The organism is Xanthomonas sp. NCPPB 2632, from assembly GCF_041228075.2.
Classification (GTDB): domain Bacteria; phylum Pseudomonadota; class Gammaproteobacteria; order Xanthomonadales; family Rhodanobacteraceae; genus Luteibacter.
Window position 1 is genome coordinate 2,509,514 of sequence record NZ_CM192979.1, and the last position, 18,058, is coordinate 2,527,571.

Sequence of the window (18,058 nt, forward strand, 5' to 3'; positions counted from 1 at the left end):
ACGTCTAAACGCCTTGGGATGCCGTCAGAACGGCGCTACGAACTCACGACCCGTCGCCTCGCGCAATATGCTAAGCAACGTTTCGCGCTCCCCGCCCTTGCCCTTGAATCGACCGGGCATCGTGTCGCGGAAAATATTTTCTTTAAGCCAGTCCTCCGCACCGGGGCCAAAGGCCGACCAGAGCAGATGGAGCATAGGTCCGCATTGCTGTTTCAGAACGCGCTTGACAGCCTCCAGCGTTGCTTCCACTTCGCGACGCGTGTACTCGGGCCTAGCAGCTTCGGCATGCTTAATCACCGGAATGCGGGCGTTGAGCACGGCATAGGCACCACGCAGAAAGCGCTCAGGTCCAGTGATGCAGTCGAGCGGAATGACGCAGTTACGCGACCACAACCGCAGTTCCACACGCACCCACGGCGATGCGGGGTCACCAAGCTGCTTACCCTTCTCATAGATGCAAAGCTCTTTCCTGCCCTTGGCACCGACGTAGACAGTGCAGCCACGGTTCGATCCGTGGTCGTCAATGAACCGCGTGGAAGGCGGCATACCGTTGCCTGCAAACTCACCGTTCATCGCCATAGCGTTGGCTTGATGAATGTCGAACACCGAGCCGAGGAAATCATCGAACGCCACGTCTACACGGCTTATGTGACCGCGAAGGTTCTGCGCCTGGACCATGACACGCTTCCAGTCGTCAACCAGCTTGCAGCCAGCGCCGGAAAGGGACACGCACCACGTATCACCGTTGCCATCCATGCCGATGCGACCAACCAGCTTGCCTTCGTCGTCGTGTATCGAGCAGCTAGACCTGTAGAACTGCCAGTTCTTCGTCTGTAGCTGCGTGGCCTTCATCTTCGACGGACCAAACAGGAAGCCGAGGATGGTTTTCGACACCTGCCCATGCTCAGCAGCAGCAGCTTCCGGAAACACGAGGGTGAAATAGTCGATAGAGACCTGAAAAGCGGGGGTATCGCCCTCCCCTGCCCCGAGGGAACCTGTTAGGCCCGTATTACTGATGGGCCCTTCCGCGCACAGCGCGGCCGTGTCGCCCATGTGTACCGACCCATCCAGTACAAAGTCCCCGAACCACGCCGAGGCCACCACAGGGGGGCGAATGGCATCGACGTGGGCGGGGGTGAAAACGATCGACGTGCAAAGGTCGCGACGGCGGTAGCACCGCTCAGGCGGGACGAAAGCTTCGGGGAGGCCGCGACGGATCACCAGCCCCCCCGCGAATCATCGGACAGGGTAAACAGAGCGAGCAGCCAGCCCATAAAAAGCCAAAGCGCGAAGGATTGATCCACGGACATCACGAAACAACCTCACGCTTCGCCCACGTGAATGCGGCGGCGGAGTAGATAGCGGCATCACTCTTGTGCAACGCCATCATGGTGAAACGCTCGCGGACGGTGCCAGAGCGAGCAGCCGCGTCAGCGCGGAACAAAGCCAACTCACATTCACGACCGTGATGGGCAATAAAGTCGCGACGCATGTCTTCGGTCACATGGATCACTTGCGAGACCTCGCAACGAGGTCGAGGGCACACTCACGGAGGTAGCGACGGTCCTCGATGATCCGAGCAGTCGCGCCGACGATGCCCCAAACGATGCTCCCAGCGAGCACCCAGAGACCCAGATAGGCCATGAACCCGTAAAGGACGCGCATGGCGTCAGGTGAGGCGCCGATGGCGCGAAGCTGGTCAATCGTCGGAAAGTCGTGCACGGAGCCCCCTGTGGCGTTTACATCATCAAGGCCCTTGATGACGGCACAGAGTAAAGTACCTTTACGGTCCCACAGTCAAGGCCCTTGATGCCATGAACAGCACGAATAAATTGCTTGACATGTATATGGAAACTATGCATCTGACGAGCCTAGCCGCCACAGGCAGGAAACTAGGGCTGACAGGCCCAGCACTGTCTAACTGGAAAAACGGAACGTCACACGCGCAGCCAGAAGCGGTAGAAGAAATGGCGAAGGCAATCGGACTAGACCCTGACGAATGGGTTTTAAGAGTCCAAGCAGAACGAGACGAGCAAGTAAACCCTCGCCGCGCAAAGGTGTGGCTTCGATGCGCTCAAAGGATTTCGGGGACGGCGGCAGGCGTTGCGCTCGCATTAGGTTTAGCCGTCTATACGCCCGAATCGCACGCTTCTGGCCGGGAAATGTCTATTTTACAAAACCCCAGCCTATATACATTATGCGAACATCTGTGTTGCCTGAGATCGGCCGCCACCTTTCGGGAAACCCTCGCCCTCACGGGCCCTAGCTCGTTTTCTAAGCGCTGGATTGGGTGCGGCCAACAAAGTTAGGCCGTATCGACCAGGTGTAGGCGCTAAATCTCGAACCTTTTCGCCGGTTCGGCGCCGCTTTTAACGCTGCCACAACGACCTGTGAGAAGTTCGATCTTTACTCCACCACTGATTGCGTCCAAGTCCCATCCCGAAGAAGGTAATTCTCGAACTTTAGTTGAGAACTGACGGTAATCATCGTATTTTTTGCCGATGGTAATCGACAAAGCTTTAGTCGAACTGAGGGTACAGTAGCTCCGCCGAGTCCCTGGGCCGGCCTGAATTCGTCGAGGCTAGGCTTGCTGAGGCCACAGCTGCCGTGCCAGAGCCAGCACACCCTCCGGGTCATCCATTAGCGCCTCCACGGGCGTTCGCGCCTCGGCTGACAGGTTACGTACCCGCATGGCCACGCGCACAGGATCGGTGAGAGCATCTGTGTAGTCTGCACGCGCCTGGCGTGACAGGAGCTCACTTGGCTGGTAGAGCCAGTACGCCCGTCCCCAGCCTCCCCTGTCGCTTTGTGCTGGATCGAAACCGACTCGCGAGGCGATCGCCAGAAGCTCACGGAATGTCTCGGCATCCAATCGCTGGTCAAATTGAAAGTCTGGAAAGACAAACGTGCCCTGTTTCGCATGCCATACCCCAAACAGCGATCCGGCCCTACGCAACTCGTCGATACGCCAGCCGGCGACGCCCAGACGCGCCGCCGCCTGGGCCACCGACAAAGAGGCTGCGAGGATCATCTCTTTTCGTTCAAGGCTACTCATCAGGCGATTTCACCCATTCAACTATCCAGCGACGCCTACTTTATCCGGCGGTTTTAAGCACCAACGCTAATACTGTCTCCGGGTCCTGAGCGAGGGCGTTTACCGCATCACCCGCACTCCACTGCAGCAGGCCTAAGTACGCCCCTACTTACGATGCCGTCAAAGATCGCTGCAGTATCATTTGCGCGCCTCACTGGCATCGTTCATAGCAGCCGTTGCCTCGATGGGCTAAATCGTATTCAATCATACGCACTGTGGCGCTCGGCAGCGCAAACCCGGCGGGCCTACGCCTCTTGTCCGATGGGAGATTAATGAGATGCCCACCGTGCCCTCGGACTCTCCCGAACTCGCCGCCCGGCGCGCTGCCGTTGAGCTGCGCGACGACCTCCTCAACGCTGGCTGGCCGTCGGCGGCGGCGCTCGCGCCGTTGTTCAGTCGCTCTGTCGAGGGTGCGCAACGCTTGCTCACGGACCTACGGGCCTCTGGCAAGGTTTTTGCCGTCTGGTCGCAGCCGGACGAGACCTTCCTCTTTCCGCCCTTTCAGTTCGACGACTCGGGCGTGCGACCCGAGGTTGAGCCGTTGCTGACCGCCCTGGGCGCAATCCCCGGTTTGGCGCCGACCCTGGATCGTGGCGGCTGGGCGCGTGCGTTTTGGCTCTACGGATGTACGGAGCGGCTGAGCGACGCCGCACTGGGTCTCGGCGCTAGCCTCGAGGCCCGCGCGGCCTCGGATGTCTTCCCGATACGGCCTGACGCGGTGATCGACATCGCTCGACAAGAGGCGACCGACGATCCCAATCAGGCTTGGTGACGTGACCGGAGTGGCTAGTTGTCGTCGGTCGCTAGGACACTCGTCGCCAGACCTCTTGCACCCGTGGCTTCTATCACCGGGGACGCGCAGGATTCCAGTGGAGGATGTGTTCATTGACGTGAAATGGCGAAGGTCCGTGCCAGAAGCGTGAACATCAAATGCTTGGAGGATCGCCCGTCGTGGGTGTCCAGCACTCCTTCACCCACTGATGGTAAGGCGGCAGCATCCCCGTCGTTGTCTTACGCAGACGCAAGTACTTTTCGACGAGGCCGCCATCGCACCGATCGAACCAAAAACCAGAATCGGGTGCCATCGAAAGGCGTGGCATCGTTGACCAGCGCCAATCACCGGTATCCGAGTCGCGCACCGTTCCCCACACCTGGAGCCAAGGTGCGGGACGTAACTTGCAAGCGGGAACGGCCGTTGAATAGTTGGTTCGTGATCTCCAGAACTGTGAAAACCGCGCGGCAAAGAGGGAATACTCGAAGAGGTTTCGTAGCGCTGATTCAAGATACGCCAAACGCGCGTAGGTGTGATTGACTTCGCCCTTAGCCTCGCGCAGCCGAAGACTCCTTGCATAGCCTGCGGCACGCTTCTCCCATGCGAGAACGGCATACGCCGTGGGACAAAATCCCTCGTACCACGGTATATCGTATCCACTGCGGCCATATCCTTCACGCATCAAAGCTGCGCCGGCGTCATAGCATGTTGCGTGCGATCCCAGCCGTGCCCTGATGTCCCCCCTAACAACCTGAATGGTTTCTCGCACATTCTCTAGAGGGAATACCGTCAACGGGTCGGTGAGCTCGAGATCGGCGCTATAGGAGACGTGCACCAATGTCGGCGGACCAAGATCGGACGCCAGCGGGAATGGGATGACCGTATGGCAAAGACCCATGATGGCTTCGCGCATGGGGACCACCCGTCGCGTGCCTTCCCATGCAATATCGACCCACTCGAGTTCGAGCCACGCGGCATCCGGCGCGAGCCGCTCCATCGCGTCTGCGGCCCACCGCCCGACCAGTTCCAGCCGCCCGGTACGTCCGTCCGCCCCATCGTCGTCCGTACGGAAGAAGGGTGCACCCGGATCACGAAACGGGTGGCTGCAGTGCGGGCACTCGAATGGCGCGAAATCGATGAGGTCGTATGCGCCGATCGCTCGCTCGCACTTCGGGCAATCGTTGCGCAACAGCGCCCCGTCGATGGGACAGCGCGCAAGCCCGGGAATTTGGTGGATTATCGAGTGAAAGCCACCCGCCAGACAGACGGGGCAATAGCGTACCTGCCACGTAAGGCCGAACTGCATACGCTGGCACCAACGTGCGACATCACTGCCGCGTCCAAAGCGGGCAGCCAGCGTCGCGTGCAGTTGCTTTCCCTGCGCTGTGTCGGACGCGCAATTGTCCGCCCAGGGAAAACGTCCGCTATCGACGGGGTGGATGATGTGCCGCGCAGCGTCGTGCCATCGGCGCACCAGATGTTTCAGGACGTCCCTTGGCCTGCCGGCGTTGAGCCAGGCCAACTTCTGTCCCACGCTCCAGGCCGACTCCCACGGCAGTAGCAAGCTGTCATGCCAGGCGATCACGATGGCCTCCTCCCCTGCGGATGACGAAGCGCGCTGAACCGCGCGATGGTCTCCGCGCGCGGACGTGGCTCGTGCAGATCAGGGTACGGTGGACACAGGCCGTCGCCAACCCCGGGGGGATCGACGTTCGCAGCCCGTTGCGCGCGGCCGCCCCTGCCCGCGGCACGAGCTCGGCCGCCAAGGTCGTGCCGCGGGCACCCCAAAGCGACCGTCGCGGAGAAACCTTTTTGCAAGATCAACCAAGCCGGCGTGGCCACGGGCTGAGGTCTCCCACCACTGCGCCGTTGGTGCGGGGAGTCGCGCGAATCGCCTATCGACGCCGGTGTACCTAGCCTCGCCGGTGCCACCCTGCTACCCTCGCCGCGCGTCTAATAGTCGGTTAAAGGGATACGACCTTGCGAACACTCGAAATTCATTCGTTTTCGTGCATCGATAGTGCGAAGCTTGAACTGACAGATTTGACGGTAATTATCGGTCCGCAAGCAAGCGGAAAGAGCGTTATCTGCAAGATCTTCTATTTTTTCAATCGCTTCCCCTCGTTAATTCCAGGTTGGGTCAGCGACGCCAGTTCGCCGGCAGATATTAAGGAGCGCCTGACCGAAGAATTCGTTCAGTGGTTCCCGCCGTCAAGTTGGGGCCCAAAAGGTTTTACCATCACGTTTGAAACCGGTGCGTTTGGCATTACGGCTAGCCGAGGTAGAAAGGCCCGCAACGGTCAGTATGGATGTCGCATACATTTCTCCGAAGCCTTCGAGGCCCTGCTTGCGTCGGTGTTCTCCACATACGCCAAAGCGGTTCAGAAGAAGGGTGCTGGACAGGAGCAGTTCGAGGTTCACTGGAGAGTGTTCGAGGCTCTGCGCAAATCAATCGAAAGCGGCTTCGGTCCCGATCTGCCGGAAGAGTCGCTATACATACCTGCCGGTCGGTCCTTCTTTACCAGCGTCGGAAAGATTGTCACTGCATTCGACGACCAGACCTTACTGGATCCGGTAGTCCATAACTTCGGGCGCTTGGTCACGGCTCTTCGTGAAGGCAGCTTCCATCGAGAGGTGAAGACTTCTCTTCTAGACAACATCGAAGAATTGATGGGGGGGAAAATTGTTCAGGAACGCAACAAACAATACTTCGCCACCAACGACGGCCGAAGCATTCCGCTCAACGCGTTGTCATCAGGGCAGCAGGAGCTACTGCCGTTGCTCGATGCGCTGAAGTTTGCGCTGTGGAGGGAGGGGCCTGCTCTGGTCTTCATCGAAGAGCCCGAGGCGCACCTTTTTCCGGACGCTCAGACATCGCTTGTAGAGATGTTCGCCAGGATATGTAACTCGTATCGTCGGAAAGCCGCGGGCAAGCCCGTGAACCCGCGCAAGATAGTTATTACGACTCATAGTCCTTACGTCCTCGCTAAAATCAATACACTCATCAAGGCGGGGCAGCTGACTGATGACCTCCCTGCGCAAGCGAGACGATCTCTCGACAGCATCGTGCCCCAAGATGCTCGTATTGCCAGAGGTCGCGCGAGCGCATTCGCAATTCAGGGACGACAGCTCGTTCCCATCATGGATGAGTACGGGTTGATCAACGCCGATTACATTGATGAAGTGTCCGAGCGTACAGGTTCGGAATTTAGCGATTTGCTGGACCTGGAAGCCTCCTATGACCGGTAATGGATGTGCGCCACACAGGGAAAGTACGAGGGTGTCAAGAGTAAAAGTTGAAGAGAACGGGAAGTCCGCTGTATTTCTCAATCCGAAGAAGAAACGATTTTTCATCACTAAGGTCGACGGAGGCCTGGTAAAGCATGCACTCTCGGCTGATTTCGTCGTGACGCAGCGAGAGATCGGCGACCTTATCGTAGAGCTCAAAGGCAAAGACGTAGATCGAGCCGTTGAACAAGTCGTTGCAACGGCGGAGTTCCTCAAGCGTTGCGAAAGAACTGGTGGCGACGGTCGATTGGCAGCACTGATCGTCTGCACCCGCGTTCCTCGACAAGATTCGAAGTCGCTTCGTCTCCAGAACGCTTTTCAACAGAAGCATCGCGGACGCTTGCGCGTTGTTGCTGCAAATGTGGAGCACGATTTCGAGAAATTATTCCCGAGGTAGAGCTATCGGCCGGCGCGCCGACAGCTGTATTAGTCGGATAGCGAACTAGTCGGGGGGATTGTCGACGATCGTCGGCTCATCGGGTGAGACACGCATGAGGACGGCGTGCAAGCGATCCCTTTCCTGCGCCAGTGCGGCCGCCGTGGCTTGGCTGGCCGCCAAGGCTTCGCTGGCTTGCGCTGCCTTCGCTCGGACCGCCACCAAAGCGTCGCGCTCACGGTGGAGATCGGCGGCCACATGATCGTGCAAGCTCGCGTCCGCCTTCGCGGCCGTCCGCGCCAACTGAAGCGCTTGCTCCAACTGGTCTATGCGATCGGTCAGCGCCGTGACCGTGGTCTGTGCCGCGCCCAGTTCGCCGTCCTGTAGCTCGGCGTGTTGCTGGGCTTCGCTGAGCGCGTTGGCGGACTCGGTGGCCGCCGCCCGCAGCGCAAGGGCCTGCACTTCGAAGGCACGCGTGGCCTCACATGCGGCGTCCAACTCGGCCTGCTGCGAGGCGTGGCGGACGTCGGCCGCGGCCAATAGGCTGGTGAGGCGGGTCTGCTCGGTTTTGGCCGTGATCACCTCACGCTGCAACCGCTCCACCTCGTCGTCTAGCTGTTTGATCATCTCGGCGGCCTCACGGGCTTGCTCGCTGACCTGCGTTAGCTCGGCCTGCAACGTCTCGTTGCGCGCTTGCAGGGATTGGAACTCCTCGCGCATTGCCGTGACCAGCCGCTCGGTGGTTGCGCGTTCGTCGGCGACCGCAGCCTGATCGCTGGCCAGCTGCGCCGCTTCCGCAGCCAGCGCCGCCCGATCGTCCGCGGTCGCAGCGCGTATCGGGGTGAGGGCGTCCTGGGCGACGCGAGTGGCGTCGGCCTGTAGACGCTCCCACAGGAGGAGCAATTCAGCAGGGACGGCGCTCGGTGCCGCGGCCGGGCGGCCCTGGCGAAACCACGCATCGAGCTTCGGGTGAATCGTATTGGGCGAGCCGCCGCCGGCGATGCGCCGGATGAATTCCACGGTCGGCTTGCCCCCTTCCAGCGCGAACGCCGCCTCGGCGATGGCGTCGACGTCGGCTTGCTCCAGCGGGCCGCGACGGACACCGCAGCGGGCTTCCCAGGACTCGCGCACGCGCTGTTCCACGTCACTGAAAGGATTCGCATCACTCATGGCAGACGCTCGGCGAAGGACAAGCTGAGCTTACTCGCATATGGCGTATCACGCAAAAAGATATGCCATACATATTCCATACAATCGTGAAATAACGCACTCTGACAATGGCCGTTGTCAGCTGGCGATAAATGGTAGAGTGCGTCAGCTGCCGGACTTTCTATGACCTCCCCCACCCCACGTCGCCGAGGACGTCCGCCCAAGCCCAGGTCGGCAAAGCCGCCGCGGCATGTACCGCTGCCTTTTGATGCCGAGCGGCGAGCGCTGGCGACGGCGGAAAAGCAGCCGCTACGCATCCCGGCCCAGTTGGGGGTAGAGCCTGCTTCGGGTGCTGCGTCCTTGTTGTCGCAGCTGCGCTGGGGTTTTGCGTCACAGCACGAGCGCGAGCGCGTGCTTCGCCTACTTGATCAGCGGCGCGACTCAGGGGTCTCCGGACTCGCTGATAACAGTCGCCGGACCCTTCGGGCTGACTGGCTGACCTGGCGGGCATACTGCTTGTGGGCCCATGCGCCGGTTTTGCCGGCGCTGTTCGCGGATATCCAGCGCTTCATCACCTTACTGGTCGACGCCGGACGACAGAAAGCGACGGTGGAGCATCACCTCTGGACCCTCCGGCAAATGCATCGTCGACTGGGCCTGGCCGATCCGATGGGCGACGTAATGGCTGAGGACTGGTGGCGCGACCTGGTCCGAATGCGCTTGTCCGCCGAACAGCGTCAGGCCGCCCCCATGGCCTTGCGCCATGTGGTGGCGATGACGGCCGCGTTATCTGCGACCGATACGCCGGTCCGCATCCGCCGAGCAGCGCCGGCCGACCGTGACAGGCTCGAGGCCTTACAGCGCCATCGGCGTATGCGCGATCTCGCCATGATCAACGTTGCCTACGACCTCATGAGCCGTTCTGCCGAACTGGTGTCCCTCAGCTGGGATCGGCTTGCCGCCAGCGCCGATGGCAGTGGCACGTATCGCCTTGGGCGGAGTAAAACCGACCAGGAGGGCCTCGGTGTGACGCAATATCTGCGCCCGGAGACGATGGCGATGCTCAGCGCTTGGCGCGCGGTCGCCCCCTCCCCCAACCACGTCTTCACCGCCGTTCGCGAACGATCGCACGCTGCGGCGGAGTTGCCGCTCTCGACCACGCAAGTGACGGCAATCTTTCGCCGGGCCGCCCGGTTGGCGGGATTCGGCGCATTGCCGTTTTCCGGACATTCCGCGCGGGTCGGTGCGGCCCTGGACATGGTTGAGGCCGGTGCCACCGCTGAGGAGGCGCAGCAGGCGGGGCGATGGAAAGATGGACGCATGGTGGCGCGCTATGCCGCTCGCCCCTTGGCCCGGCGAGCCGGCCAAAGCCGATTCAAGAAGCTCGCGGCGATGCTTGACACCCTACCTGACTGAAAACAGCGGCGTGTGGTTGCCCTGGGTTGCACGCCCTGCCCGCTATTTCGAGGTTAGGCCTTTGGAATAGTCGCTTGGCCTCGTCAAATTGCCCTGTATGACAAGTATGGCAACGCATGTCGTGCCGTCGTTGTCGAATTGGAAAAGTGCCTCAGGAGCGGTGATCGGAGCGCCCTTCGCGCTTGCGTCCAGAACGCAAAGGATACCCAGGCGCCTGCCGGATGCGGCGACATATGTCCGGGTCTGGGCTACATATGCCTGAAGGTCGCTCGGCTTCAACTGCCGCGTCTTCTCAAGCTTCAATTCGATGCGAACGCCTTTGTACGACAGATCCGTGATGCCTCGCCCGACGTGCGGGTGTTCCTCAAGATCAGCGCCGATCGCTGCGTCACGCCTCAGCTCGTTGGCAAGTACCGTTTGAAATGCCGCTTCCGAGGCTGTATCCCTGAATATGTCGTCGTGCGCTGAGCGAGCTGAACAACTGAGGAGGGACGTCATGATCCGAAGGAAATTGATCGACTCGTCGTGCGTGACGCCTCGCGCCTGGCGAAGCTGAGCGCGAAGGCCAAGAATTGCCCTGTCAAGGGACGCGAAGCCCGTCAGGGGCGTTCGTGCAAAATCGACTCCCTCCAGCCGCAACGTTCGCTGCCCTACAACGGCCACCGGTTGCTCGACCTCGGGAGGAAAAAACTGCGCGGAGTACTTGAACTCATACGGTCTGGCAGAGAGCGATTGAGCGAATTTGAGCAAGGCGCGACCGCTCTGACGTAGTGCGAAGGGTCCATCGCCCACAGGGCGGTCAAACTCGAATGACGTCAGCGTGTATGTAGTCGGGTCCTCGACAGAAATAGGCGACAGGCGAAGACTCGTTGCATGCTCTGGCCACCGCGAGACCTTCACTTCGATCGATATGTCGTGCTGGACCATCGGTGTGACGTAATGGGTCGACTGTACCGCTTCGTCATCGATGGTGAACGTAAGGAATGCGACCTCAAGCTCCTTGGGCCTGGGTTGTGCGACGGCGTCGCGCACGGGAGGAGCTCCGCGGCCGACCGCGCCTTTCTCGTAAAAGACGACGGGCAAGACGGTTCTTGAGAGTCGATCGAGCCAGGCTGCTACGTCCTGGCTCGTCTGTACCGACGGAATCGCTTCAGCCAGCAGCCGTAAGGCTACGGGCGCGGAACCTGCGTATTCGTCGAGCCATAGCGTCGACCGCGCAGAGGCAGATGCGAAGTGCCTGGCAGCGTCAGCCCCGGCCTGAAGCACCGTCTGACGCCAGTCGACAAATGACGCCGCGATGCCTACGAGGTCTGCAAACGCGCCGTAGGCTGTCGCGGTATCCGCCGGAATCTCGAGCGCGCTTACTGTTTCCAGTTCACTTGCGCACGCGCGTAGCCGTTGACCATCGGCAAAGCGGGGAGCCAGTGCCTCTCGCAGCACCGCCAAGGTGTCAAGGCGAGAAGTGATGGCTTGGGAAAGGAGGTTCCTGCTGGTCACGTGCAACTCTCTCATCCATTGATGTTTGAATCTTAAGGAGTTCGCTCTTGAGCGCGTGGATGGCCCGAAAATCACCGGCCTCGACCATGCGCTCCAATTCGATGGAGATCACACGAAGGCGGGCATGGTCGCGTTCGGGTGCATCGCGGATCGTGTCGGGTACGTGGTCGTGCGCCATTTTCGCGATCGTCCAGGCTTTTTCGAGCGCGCCGACCCGGGTGAGACATTCCAGGAGAAGCGATGATCCCTGCGTGTCCGGTGAGAGCTGACGCGCGGCTTCGAAAGTGCGTTCTGCCGCAGCCTTGAGGGACGTCTCCGGCAGCGTCGAAAACGCTCTCCTTATGTCGTCATATTCGTAGCGAATAGCATCATCATCCTGTGCAATCGTGCTGAGAAGGTCGACAAAACGGGGGTTATCGTTAAGCCCTCGTTGAATGTCTCTCAGTTCCTTGGCGACTTTATAAGGCTCCGCTTCAAGCAGTTTGTCGATGAGGAGCTCGGCAAATGGGCTGGATGCCAGCGCCCCAGATGATGTGCCGCAGTAGTACGCGATGCAATCAAGGAGAAACGCATCTCGATTAGGAGTGGCGGTAGCGTCCGGCAAGCAGTAGGTGACGATCAGATCCGCTACCGCGCTGCGATTACTTTCTTTGTACGATGACGGGAAGTTACCCCGCTCCACCACGGCGAAGGCGCGTTGATGTACCACGACGTAGCGGTCCGTCAGCAGCGCAGCCGCCGCTTCAAAGACGAGTTCCGGCAGGTTGTTGCGAGCACGAATCGAGATGCGTTCGAGGGCCTTGGCCGCGTACGCACGCATGATGGCGGATGCGCCCAATAGTGCTGAATAAAATTCCGGCAGGAAGATTGCCATCAAGTCCGCGCGATCCAGTAGAGGCGAAGCCGCTTCAATCATTCGTCCATGTAGCGCCTCACGGCCCTCCGGGAGGGCTTTCATGAACGCAATGTAGCTACGGGCGTGCTCAGTCGAGCTTTCGGCTGAGGAAACAAGCCATGTGAGTATGCCTTCTACGATATTAGCCAGCGAATTGCGGGCGTTTTCGAACTCGAGGTTGTTGTAGAACGTATCCGGCAAGATCGCCGGACGCTTAATCTCCTCGATGCGCTCAATCAGAACTGCGGCGGAGCCCAGGAGTAGGTCAAATAAGCGTCCGGTGATCGCTATGGGGGTCCTATGGCCACGAAAAATTTGGGAGACTGCGCCGAGGACTTGGAACTGCGTGCTAGTAGCTGCGAGATCTAGAAGGTGGTGAAGGACGGGCGTAGCTTGGTCCTCGTGGACGGGCTGTCGCGTTGTACGCCGCCCCGAAAGGGCGCTGTCGTACGCCCGCACAAGCCGCACCAACCCCTCGTCCGCCGCCGAATCGGCATAGCTTCGAACCAGCTTTACGGTGCCTTCTGGATCCTCTCTCAGTAGGTGATCGCAACACGTTTCGACGCGGTCAAGAAGCCGGTCATCATGACGCTCTTCGTCGTGATCATCGACGAGCGCGTCGATGCGGCAAACAAGGGCCACGATGTCTCTGGCGTACTGGGTCGCGAATTGGTTGCATTCGCTGGCAAGCGCATCAATGGCGCGTGCTGCACGGTGGGTTTCCGCCTCTATGCGCGAGTTCAGGCTTTGGCGAATCGACGCTTTGGTCTCGTGGGGCTGATCGCGATAAAGCTTAAGGAGAAGCTGGGGTTTCGAGGTGGCATCCCAGCCAGACATCGCGTACCGTCGCGGCCGTGCTAGCTCAACCGCACCGCGAAACACCGCTGCGGCGTCGCCAGACTCGAACGGATGTGGAGTGGTGGCGAGGATGTCGCCGGCAACATTGTTTAGGCGACGAGAGAGCACCATGATCGCGGCTTTCGCGAGGCGAACGGTGCCCTGGTCAAGGATCCGCAGTATGCGCAGCGCGCTATCGAGTATCCATTCTTCATTTGAAGCAATCGTTTCGTACAGGTAGTCGACGATTTCCGGTGTGAATGACTCGGGTGCGATTTCAACGGTCTTGACGAGTGCCAACGCGGCCTCGGCGCTATGTCGCGTGTCGAGTTCTTCTATCTGGTCGACAATGGTTGAAGGCACGGTCCCCACCGTTGCCCTTAGGGTGCTTCGTCGTGCGTCGCGCTGTTCTCGTGCCAGACGCGCCTGGCTAGCGGCTGCCTCCCCGTCGCGGAGGCGCGCCTCAATCGCGCGATCCCGCTCTTCGACGAGCTGCGAAATATTCGGCAGGCTGACGGGAATTCGATCGGAGCAGGAAGCGCAATTTTGATCGTAAAACTGGACCACGGCGTCACGGAGGTCCCAGCTCATCATGCCCGCGCGCGACGCATACGGACATCCCATGCCCAGATGACCGATGGGCAGTCCTGTTTCAAGTTCAACGAGGCCTCTGCCATCGGTTCGCGTGATGATCGCATGCGCACACCAGTTGTGGACGAGCGCGACCGTTACTTTGTTGCGCTCGCCGGCCAGAATGGCCCGTTCGATTCCCTTGTCCATGTGCCCCGCCACTCGCGCCTTGAGAGCCGACGGGCAACATTGTCTGAGGTCTCAGCCGCTGGGGCAATGGCCCGCACCCATCGTTGACCGCGTCCCTTATTCAAGCTGACCTGGTCACCCGAGTGCTGGCTGGCGTAGGTAGAAGGGGGTGAGTCGCATTCCTTCGATGGCTGCGCGATGTGTCGGCTCGTCCGGGAGGAAGCGGACTAGGAATGACTCGGCCGCGCCGGCGAGCCGCGCCGCAGCTGTCAGTTGCCAGGCGAGGTGAGGATCGGCGTGCTCATTAAGGCCGAGTACGAGGGTCTCACCCCCAGGAACGCCGCCTCGGTCAACGGTGTACAGATAGGCCACGTCAACGCGCCCGTGCTGGATGAACCATCGCGCTAAGGCTTCGGCAATCGGGTAGGCCTCCTCCGGCGGGAAGCGGAAGGCCCATGGTGCTTCGGGTCGCGGTTGCTCTACGCCCAGGCCTTGTCCTGCGAGCACCGATCGCATGGCGTCGCATTGCGCAATGGTAAGGGACCAAGGCGTCACGGAGAGCGGGTTGATTACCCAGGGCGGATGTTCGGCAATGCTAAGCAGCTCCCGCATCGGCACGCGAACGAGAACGGTAGGGGGTGGCGGCGCGTGCGGGAATTGGTCGGGACTGGTGAAAACCAGGGCAACATTCTGGCCAGTGTCGGCCTGTCGCCATCTAACGAGATTGCGCCACGGTGCCGCGTCGCCCTCCCCTGGTGGCTGGCTAAGGAGTGTCAAAACGCTGCTGAACGCCAGGGTGGCAAGAAATGCGGTCCAGTTCGCCGCGTCCTTTTGGGCCTCGGCCAAGCGCTGGCCAAGCAAGTCGGTATTCTGTAGTGCGCCCAATCGGCCTCCTGCGGCCTAACCCGCGACATCGCGCAGGAGTCGCTCCTGCTCGCTTGGTGACAGTTTGTCAAAGGCCAGAATCATTCTGGCCAGCCTTTCGTTTCCTGCAAACAGGTATGCAGGAGGTACGGCCAGTGCCTCAGCGAGGCGCTCAACCGTACCCAAGTCCGGCTGGTGAACGCCCTGCTCGTAACGGTTTATACGGGCGCTGGCCACGAATGGGTCCAGCCCCGCGTTGACGCCCAGTTGTTTTTGCGAAAGCTCTTTCATCTCGCGGGCCGCCCTCAGGCGATGCTGGAACACCAGCTGCAGCGGTTCGTGCCGTGGCATGAGACGAGTCTCGGTCCGTATTGGGACTACGAGACTCGTAACTTTGTCTTGCACCCGATACTACGAGTTTCGTAGTATCGGGTGCAACCCACGTCGTGGCGCGTCAGGCCAGGAGCTCACGTGCAACTCGTACTCGACGACGACTCGGATATACCGCTGCCCCTCGACGAACCCACCCGGGAAGCCTGGCTCGTCCAGTGGGGACGAGCCGAGCTCGATGGGGGGGTGGAGCGATTGCACAGGCGGCTCGCCCAGTGCTTCGCCACAAGCTTGGTCGAATGCCTGGATGCGGATCTCCGGCCGCCTAGCCCGGCCCAGCTGAAGTACGCCACCGACCTGGCTCGCAAACTCGGCGTCTCGCTGCCCGCAGAGGTGATCCGCTATCGGGGCGAGACGATGGAGTTTATCGATCGTCACGCGGAAGCCCTCCGAACCCGCGGCGGACGAGCGCCTGACGACTAAGTTGCACGGTTCTGCAGACATGTCCCTGTCCGACGCCCTACCGCGCACGTCCCGGCCGGTGATGGTCGCCGAGTATCTCCGTATGTCGACAGACAAACAGGACACGTCGATTTCCAACCAGCGAGCGGCGATCGCCGCCTACGCCGCGACCCACAATATGCTTGTATTGCGGTCATTCGAAGATGAAGGGCGCAGCGGTCTGGACCTTGCTGGGCGACCGGCGCTTACCTCACTGCTTGGCGCGGTCGAGGCGCACACCCTAGGTTGCACGGCGATTCTAGTTTTGGACGTGAGTCGTTGGGGGCGCTTTCAGGACGTCGATGAGGCCGCCTTCTACGAGCACCTGTGTACCCGCAATGGCGTCCGCGTGATCTACGTGGCCGAACTGTTCGGCGACGACACCGGGCCGCTAGGAGCCCTCCTGAAGGGACTTAAGCGCTCCATGGCGGCTGAATATAGCCGCGAACTGTCCGCCAAGGTCTTTGCGGGCCAAGCGAGGCTCATCCGGGCAGGTTTCACGATGGGGGGCCCAGCGCCTTATGGGCTTCAGCGTGTACTGATCGACGCGTCGGGTCGGATGCGCGCGATGCTGGCCCCCGGGGAGCGGAAGAGTATCGCCAGCGACCGTGTCCGGCTTGCCCTGGGTCCCCACGAGGAGGTCCGCACGGTTCGTTGGATGTTTCGCCAGGCAGCTGCGGCCGTCCGCCTCCCCGAGATCGTCAAGAGGCTAAATGACAAGGGTTCACGTACCCGCAAAGGCCGCCAATGGAGCGTGTCGACCGTGCGCGACATGCTTGAGGACGAACGTTATATCGGGACGACGACGTTTGGTAAGGATTGCAGTCGCGCTATCGCGCAACCGCCCGGTCTGGGTGCTGGTCACGGTGTAATTCGTGTGGAGCATGCCTTCCCTGCATTGGTTTCCTCGGCGTTGTTCTACCGGGCACGCGAGGTTCAGCGACGCTACTCCACCCGTCTGACCGACGAGGAAATCCTTGAGGCCATGATTCGTGTTTGGAAGCGACACGGGCGCATCTCAAGCGAACTGCTTGCCGCGGCACCTGACGCGCCATCACCGCAGGTGTACCTGCGGCGGTTCGGTAGCTTGCGCGCCGCCTACCTTCGCATCGGTTATGTCCAGAACCGAGATCTCAGCTACGGCGATATTCGCGATCGCATTCAGGTATGGCAGGAGAGCGTCATCCGTTTCGTCGAGGAGCTCCTTATCGACGATGGATCGACGGTCGAGCGCAACAGTCGCCTCCTCTGTATCGATCGGACGTGGACCGCACAATTTCAGCTTATGCAGTCATCGCACGTGGGGCGCAACATACGCTGGGCCCTTCCCACTTGGTTGAGGCAAGCCGATATCTACGTAGGAATTCGGATGGACCGCCACGGTGACAGACCCTTGGATTACCTGGTTCTTCCCGCCGTCGGCCGACCCACTTGGCCAGCCCGGTTGGATGAACATCCGGACGCCGGGGCAGGATTCTTCATATTCCAATCACTTCGCATCTTCCGCGAGCTTGCCGCCTTATCCCGTCCAGGCTCTCCGTTGTGAGTGGCCCTCAGCATAGTCGCTGGGTGAGAGAGGAGCAGCTGGCAGCCTGTCTCCTGAACGTCTCAGATCTCTGTGACGCACACTTGTCCTGTCTCGCTCGCACAAGTGATGCGCTCATGAGCGATCCCCGGCACATCCAGCCATTTGGCCAGCACTCGGCGACCTTGTTTGCCTTGGCCAACGTGGCGTCGGCGCGCGAGGCGCAAGCGCGAGGTGACGGAGTCTTGAGGTTGACAGTCGCGCAGCAAGTTGTGCACAAGATGCTCGAGGACGCTGTGCTCCTACGCTGGCTCGCTCGTTTTCATCCTGACGCACTGGCCGTCTTCATAGCGATCAGCGAGCTTAGCCTTACCAGGCAGTCGGACGCCTCGGTATGTGAACCGAGGATGCGGCGGCCTCAGATTGGCCCTCATCGCCGAAAGCGGGCTTAGCCGCTGGCTTCCAGCGCATCGTCGATGGCACGGCCGAACCGCATCAGCGCGAGACCCACGCCGGTAGACGGTGCTTCAGACACGCTGCCCATCCGCGCAGCCAGCTCTTTCGCAGATGCGAAAAGTTCATCATTGTCGAGCGTTGCTGCAAGCTGGACGATCTGTTCTGCTATGGAGCGCGCTATCCAGAGATCGCCGTGCGACAGTGCGCGTCCCAGCGTCGATGCATCGGCGTTGAGCGCAGCCAGTGTAAGCACATGGTCCTCGTTGCAATGCATAGGCGTTCTGTCTAATGATGGTTAG

Annotated in this window: 17 protein-coding genes; 7 read left to right on the forward strand and 10 right to left on the reverse strand. The window is 60.7% G+C overall.

Annotated elements, in window-relative coordinates:
• Positions 1–24: 24 nt before the first annotated feature.
• Both AB8808_RS11135 and AB8808_RS11140 read right to left on the reverse strand, forming a co-directional pair.
• Positions 25–1,053 carry a replication initiation factor domain-containing protein gene (locus AB8808_RS11135; RefSeq protein WP_369929349.1) on the reverse strand — a complete coding sequence of 343 codons (1,029 nt, stop codon included), beginning with the start codon at positions 1,051–1,053 and terminating at the stop codon, positions 25–27.
• Positions 1,054–1,309: 256 nt separating this feature from the next.
• Positions 1,310–1,513, reverse strand: coding sequence for a hypothetical protein (locus AB8808_RS11140; RefSeq protein ID WP_369929351.1), 204 nt, complete (start codon positions 1,511–1,513; stop codon positions 1,310–1,312).
• A 343-nt stretch (positions 1,514–1,856) separates the two neighbouring features.
• On the opposite strand from AB8808_RS11140, the gene AB8808_RS11145 reads away from it, so the two are divergent.
• Positions 1,857–2,309 (forward strand): helix-turn-helix domain-containing protein, encoded by a 453-nt coding sequence (locus tag AB8808_RS11145; RefSeq protein WP_369931244.1) that lies wholly within the window; start codon positions 1,857–1,859, stop codon positions 2,307–2,309.
• Positions 2,310–2,581: 272 nt separating this feature from the next.
• On the opposite strand, the gene AB8808_RS11150 is transcribed toward AB8808_RS11145, so the two are convergent.
• Positions 2,582–3,055, reverse strand: coding sequence for a hypothetical protein (locus tag AB8808_RS11150; RefSeq protein ID WP_369929355.1), 474 nt, complete (start codon positions 3,053–3,055; stop codon positions 2,582–2,584).
• A 316-nt stretch (positions 3,056–3,371) separates the two neighbouring features.
• Here AB8808_RS11150 and AB8808_RS11155 point away from each other — a divergent pair, with 316 nt between their 5' ends.
• Entirely contained in the window at positions 3,372–3,866 is a 495-nt protein-coding gene (locus AB8808_RS11155; RefSeq protein WP_369929357.1) for a hypothetical protein, read from the forward strand.
• Between the two features lie 154 nt (positions 3,867–4,020).
• Here AB8808_RS11155 and AB8808_RS11160 read toward each other — a convergent pair whose 3' ends face one another.
• A complete protein-coding gene (locus AB8808_RS11160; protein ID WP_369929359.1) occupies positions 4,021–5,451 on the reverse strand; it encodes a hypothetical protein in 1,431 nt (476 codons plus the stop codon).
• Between the two features lie 395 nt (positions 5,452–5,846).
• Between AB8808_RS11160 and AB8808_RS11165 the strand changes: the two genes are divergently transcribed.
• A complete protein-coding gene (locus AB8808_RS11165) occupies positions 5,847–7,115 on the forward strand; it encodes an AAA family ATPase (protein WP_369929361.1) in 1,269 nt (422 codons plus the stop codon).
• 31 nt (positions 7,116–7,146) lie between these two features.
• Positions 7,147–7,551 (forward strand): hypothetical protein, encoded by a 405-nt coding sequence (locus AB8808_RS11170; protein WP_369929363.1) that lies wholly within the window; start codon positions 7,147–7,149, stop codon positions 7,549–7,551.
• A gap of 45 nt (positions 7,552–7,596) precedes the next feature.
• Here the strand turns inward: AB8808_RS11170 and AB8808_RS11175 are convergent, their stop codons facing one another.
• The gene (locus tag AB8808_RS11175; RefSeq protein ID WP_369929365.1) at positions 7,597–8,700 is read right to left on the reverse strand and encodes a DNA-binding protein; all 1,104 of its coding nucleotides are present in this window, start codon (positions 8,698–8,700) and stop codon (positions 7,597–7,599) included.
• Between the two features lie 162 nt (positions 8,701–8,862).
• Between AB8808_RS11175 and AB8808_RS11180 the strand changes: the two genes are divergently transcribed.
• The gene (locus AB8808_RS11180) at positions 8,863–10,095 is read left to right on the forward strand and encodes a tyrosine-type recombinase/integrase (protein WP_369929367.1); all 1,233 of its coding nucleotides are present in this window, start codon (positions 8,863–8,865) and stop codon (positions 10,093–10,095) included.
• A 42-nt stretch (positions 10,096–10,137) separates the two neighbouring features.
• On the opposite strand, the gene AB8808_RS11185 is transcribed toward AB8808_RS11180, so the two are convergent.
• The 4 genes from AB8808_RS11185 to AB8808_RS11200 all read right to left on the reverse strand — a co-directional run bounded on the left by AB8808_RS11185 (position 10,138) and on the right by AB8808_RS11200 (position 15,298).
• Complete coding sequence (locus AB8808_RS11185; protein ID WP_369929369.1) at positions 10,138–11,592, reverse strand: hypothetical protein; 1,455 nt, start codon at positions 11,590–11,592, stop codon at positions 10,138–10,140.
• Positions 11,546–14,104, reverse strand: coding sequence for a hypothetical protein (locus tag AB8808_RS11190; RefSeq protein ID WP_369929371.1), 2,559 nt, complete (start codon positions 14,102–14,104; stop codon positions 11,546–11,548). Before AB8808_RS11190 ends, AB8808_RS11185 begins: the two co-directional genes overlap by 47 nt.
• Positions 14,105–14,218: 114 nt before the next feature.
• Positions 14,219–14,944, reverse strand: coding sequence for an SseB family protein (locus AB8808_RS11195; protein ID WP_369929373.1), 726 nt, complete (start codon positions 14,942–14,944; stop codon positions 14,219–14,221).
• Positions 14,945–14,983: 39 nt separating this feature from the next.
• Complete coding sequence (locus AB8808_RS11200; RefSeq protein ID WP_369929375.1) at positions 14,984–15,298, reverse strand: helix-turn-helix domain-containing protein; 315 nt, start codon at positions 15,296–15,298, stop codon at positions 14,984–14,986.
• 120 nt (positions 15,299–15,418) lie between these two features.
• Between AB8808_RS11200 and AB8808_RS11205 the strand changes: the two genes are divergently transcribed.
• Complete coding sequence (locus AB8808_RS11205) at positions 15,419–15,760, forward strand: hypothetical protein (protein WP_369929377.1); 342 nt, start codon at positions 15,419–15,421, stop codon at positions 15,758–15,760.
• Positions 15,761–15,779: 19 nt separating this feature from the next.
• A complete protein-coding gene (locus AB8808_RS11210) occupies positions 15,780–17,324 on the forward strand; it encodes a recombinase family protein (protein ID WP_369929379.1) in 1,545 nt (514 codons plus the stop codon).
• Positions 17,325–17,751: 427 nt separating this feature from the next.
• On the opposite strand, the gene AB8808_RS11215 is transcribed toward AB8808_RS11210, so the two are convergent.
• Positions 17,752–18,012 carry a hypothetical protein gene (locus AB8808_RS11215; protein ID WP_369929380.1) on the reverse strand — a complete coding sequence of 87 codons (261 nt, stop codon included), beginning with the start codon at positions 18,010–18,012 and terminating at the stop codon, positions 17,752–17,754.
• Positions 18,013–18,058: the final 46 nt, after the last annotated feature.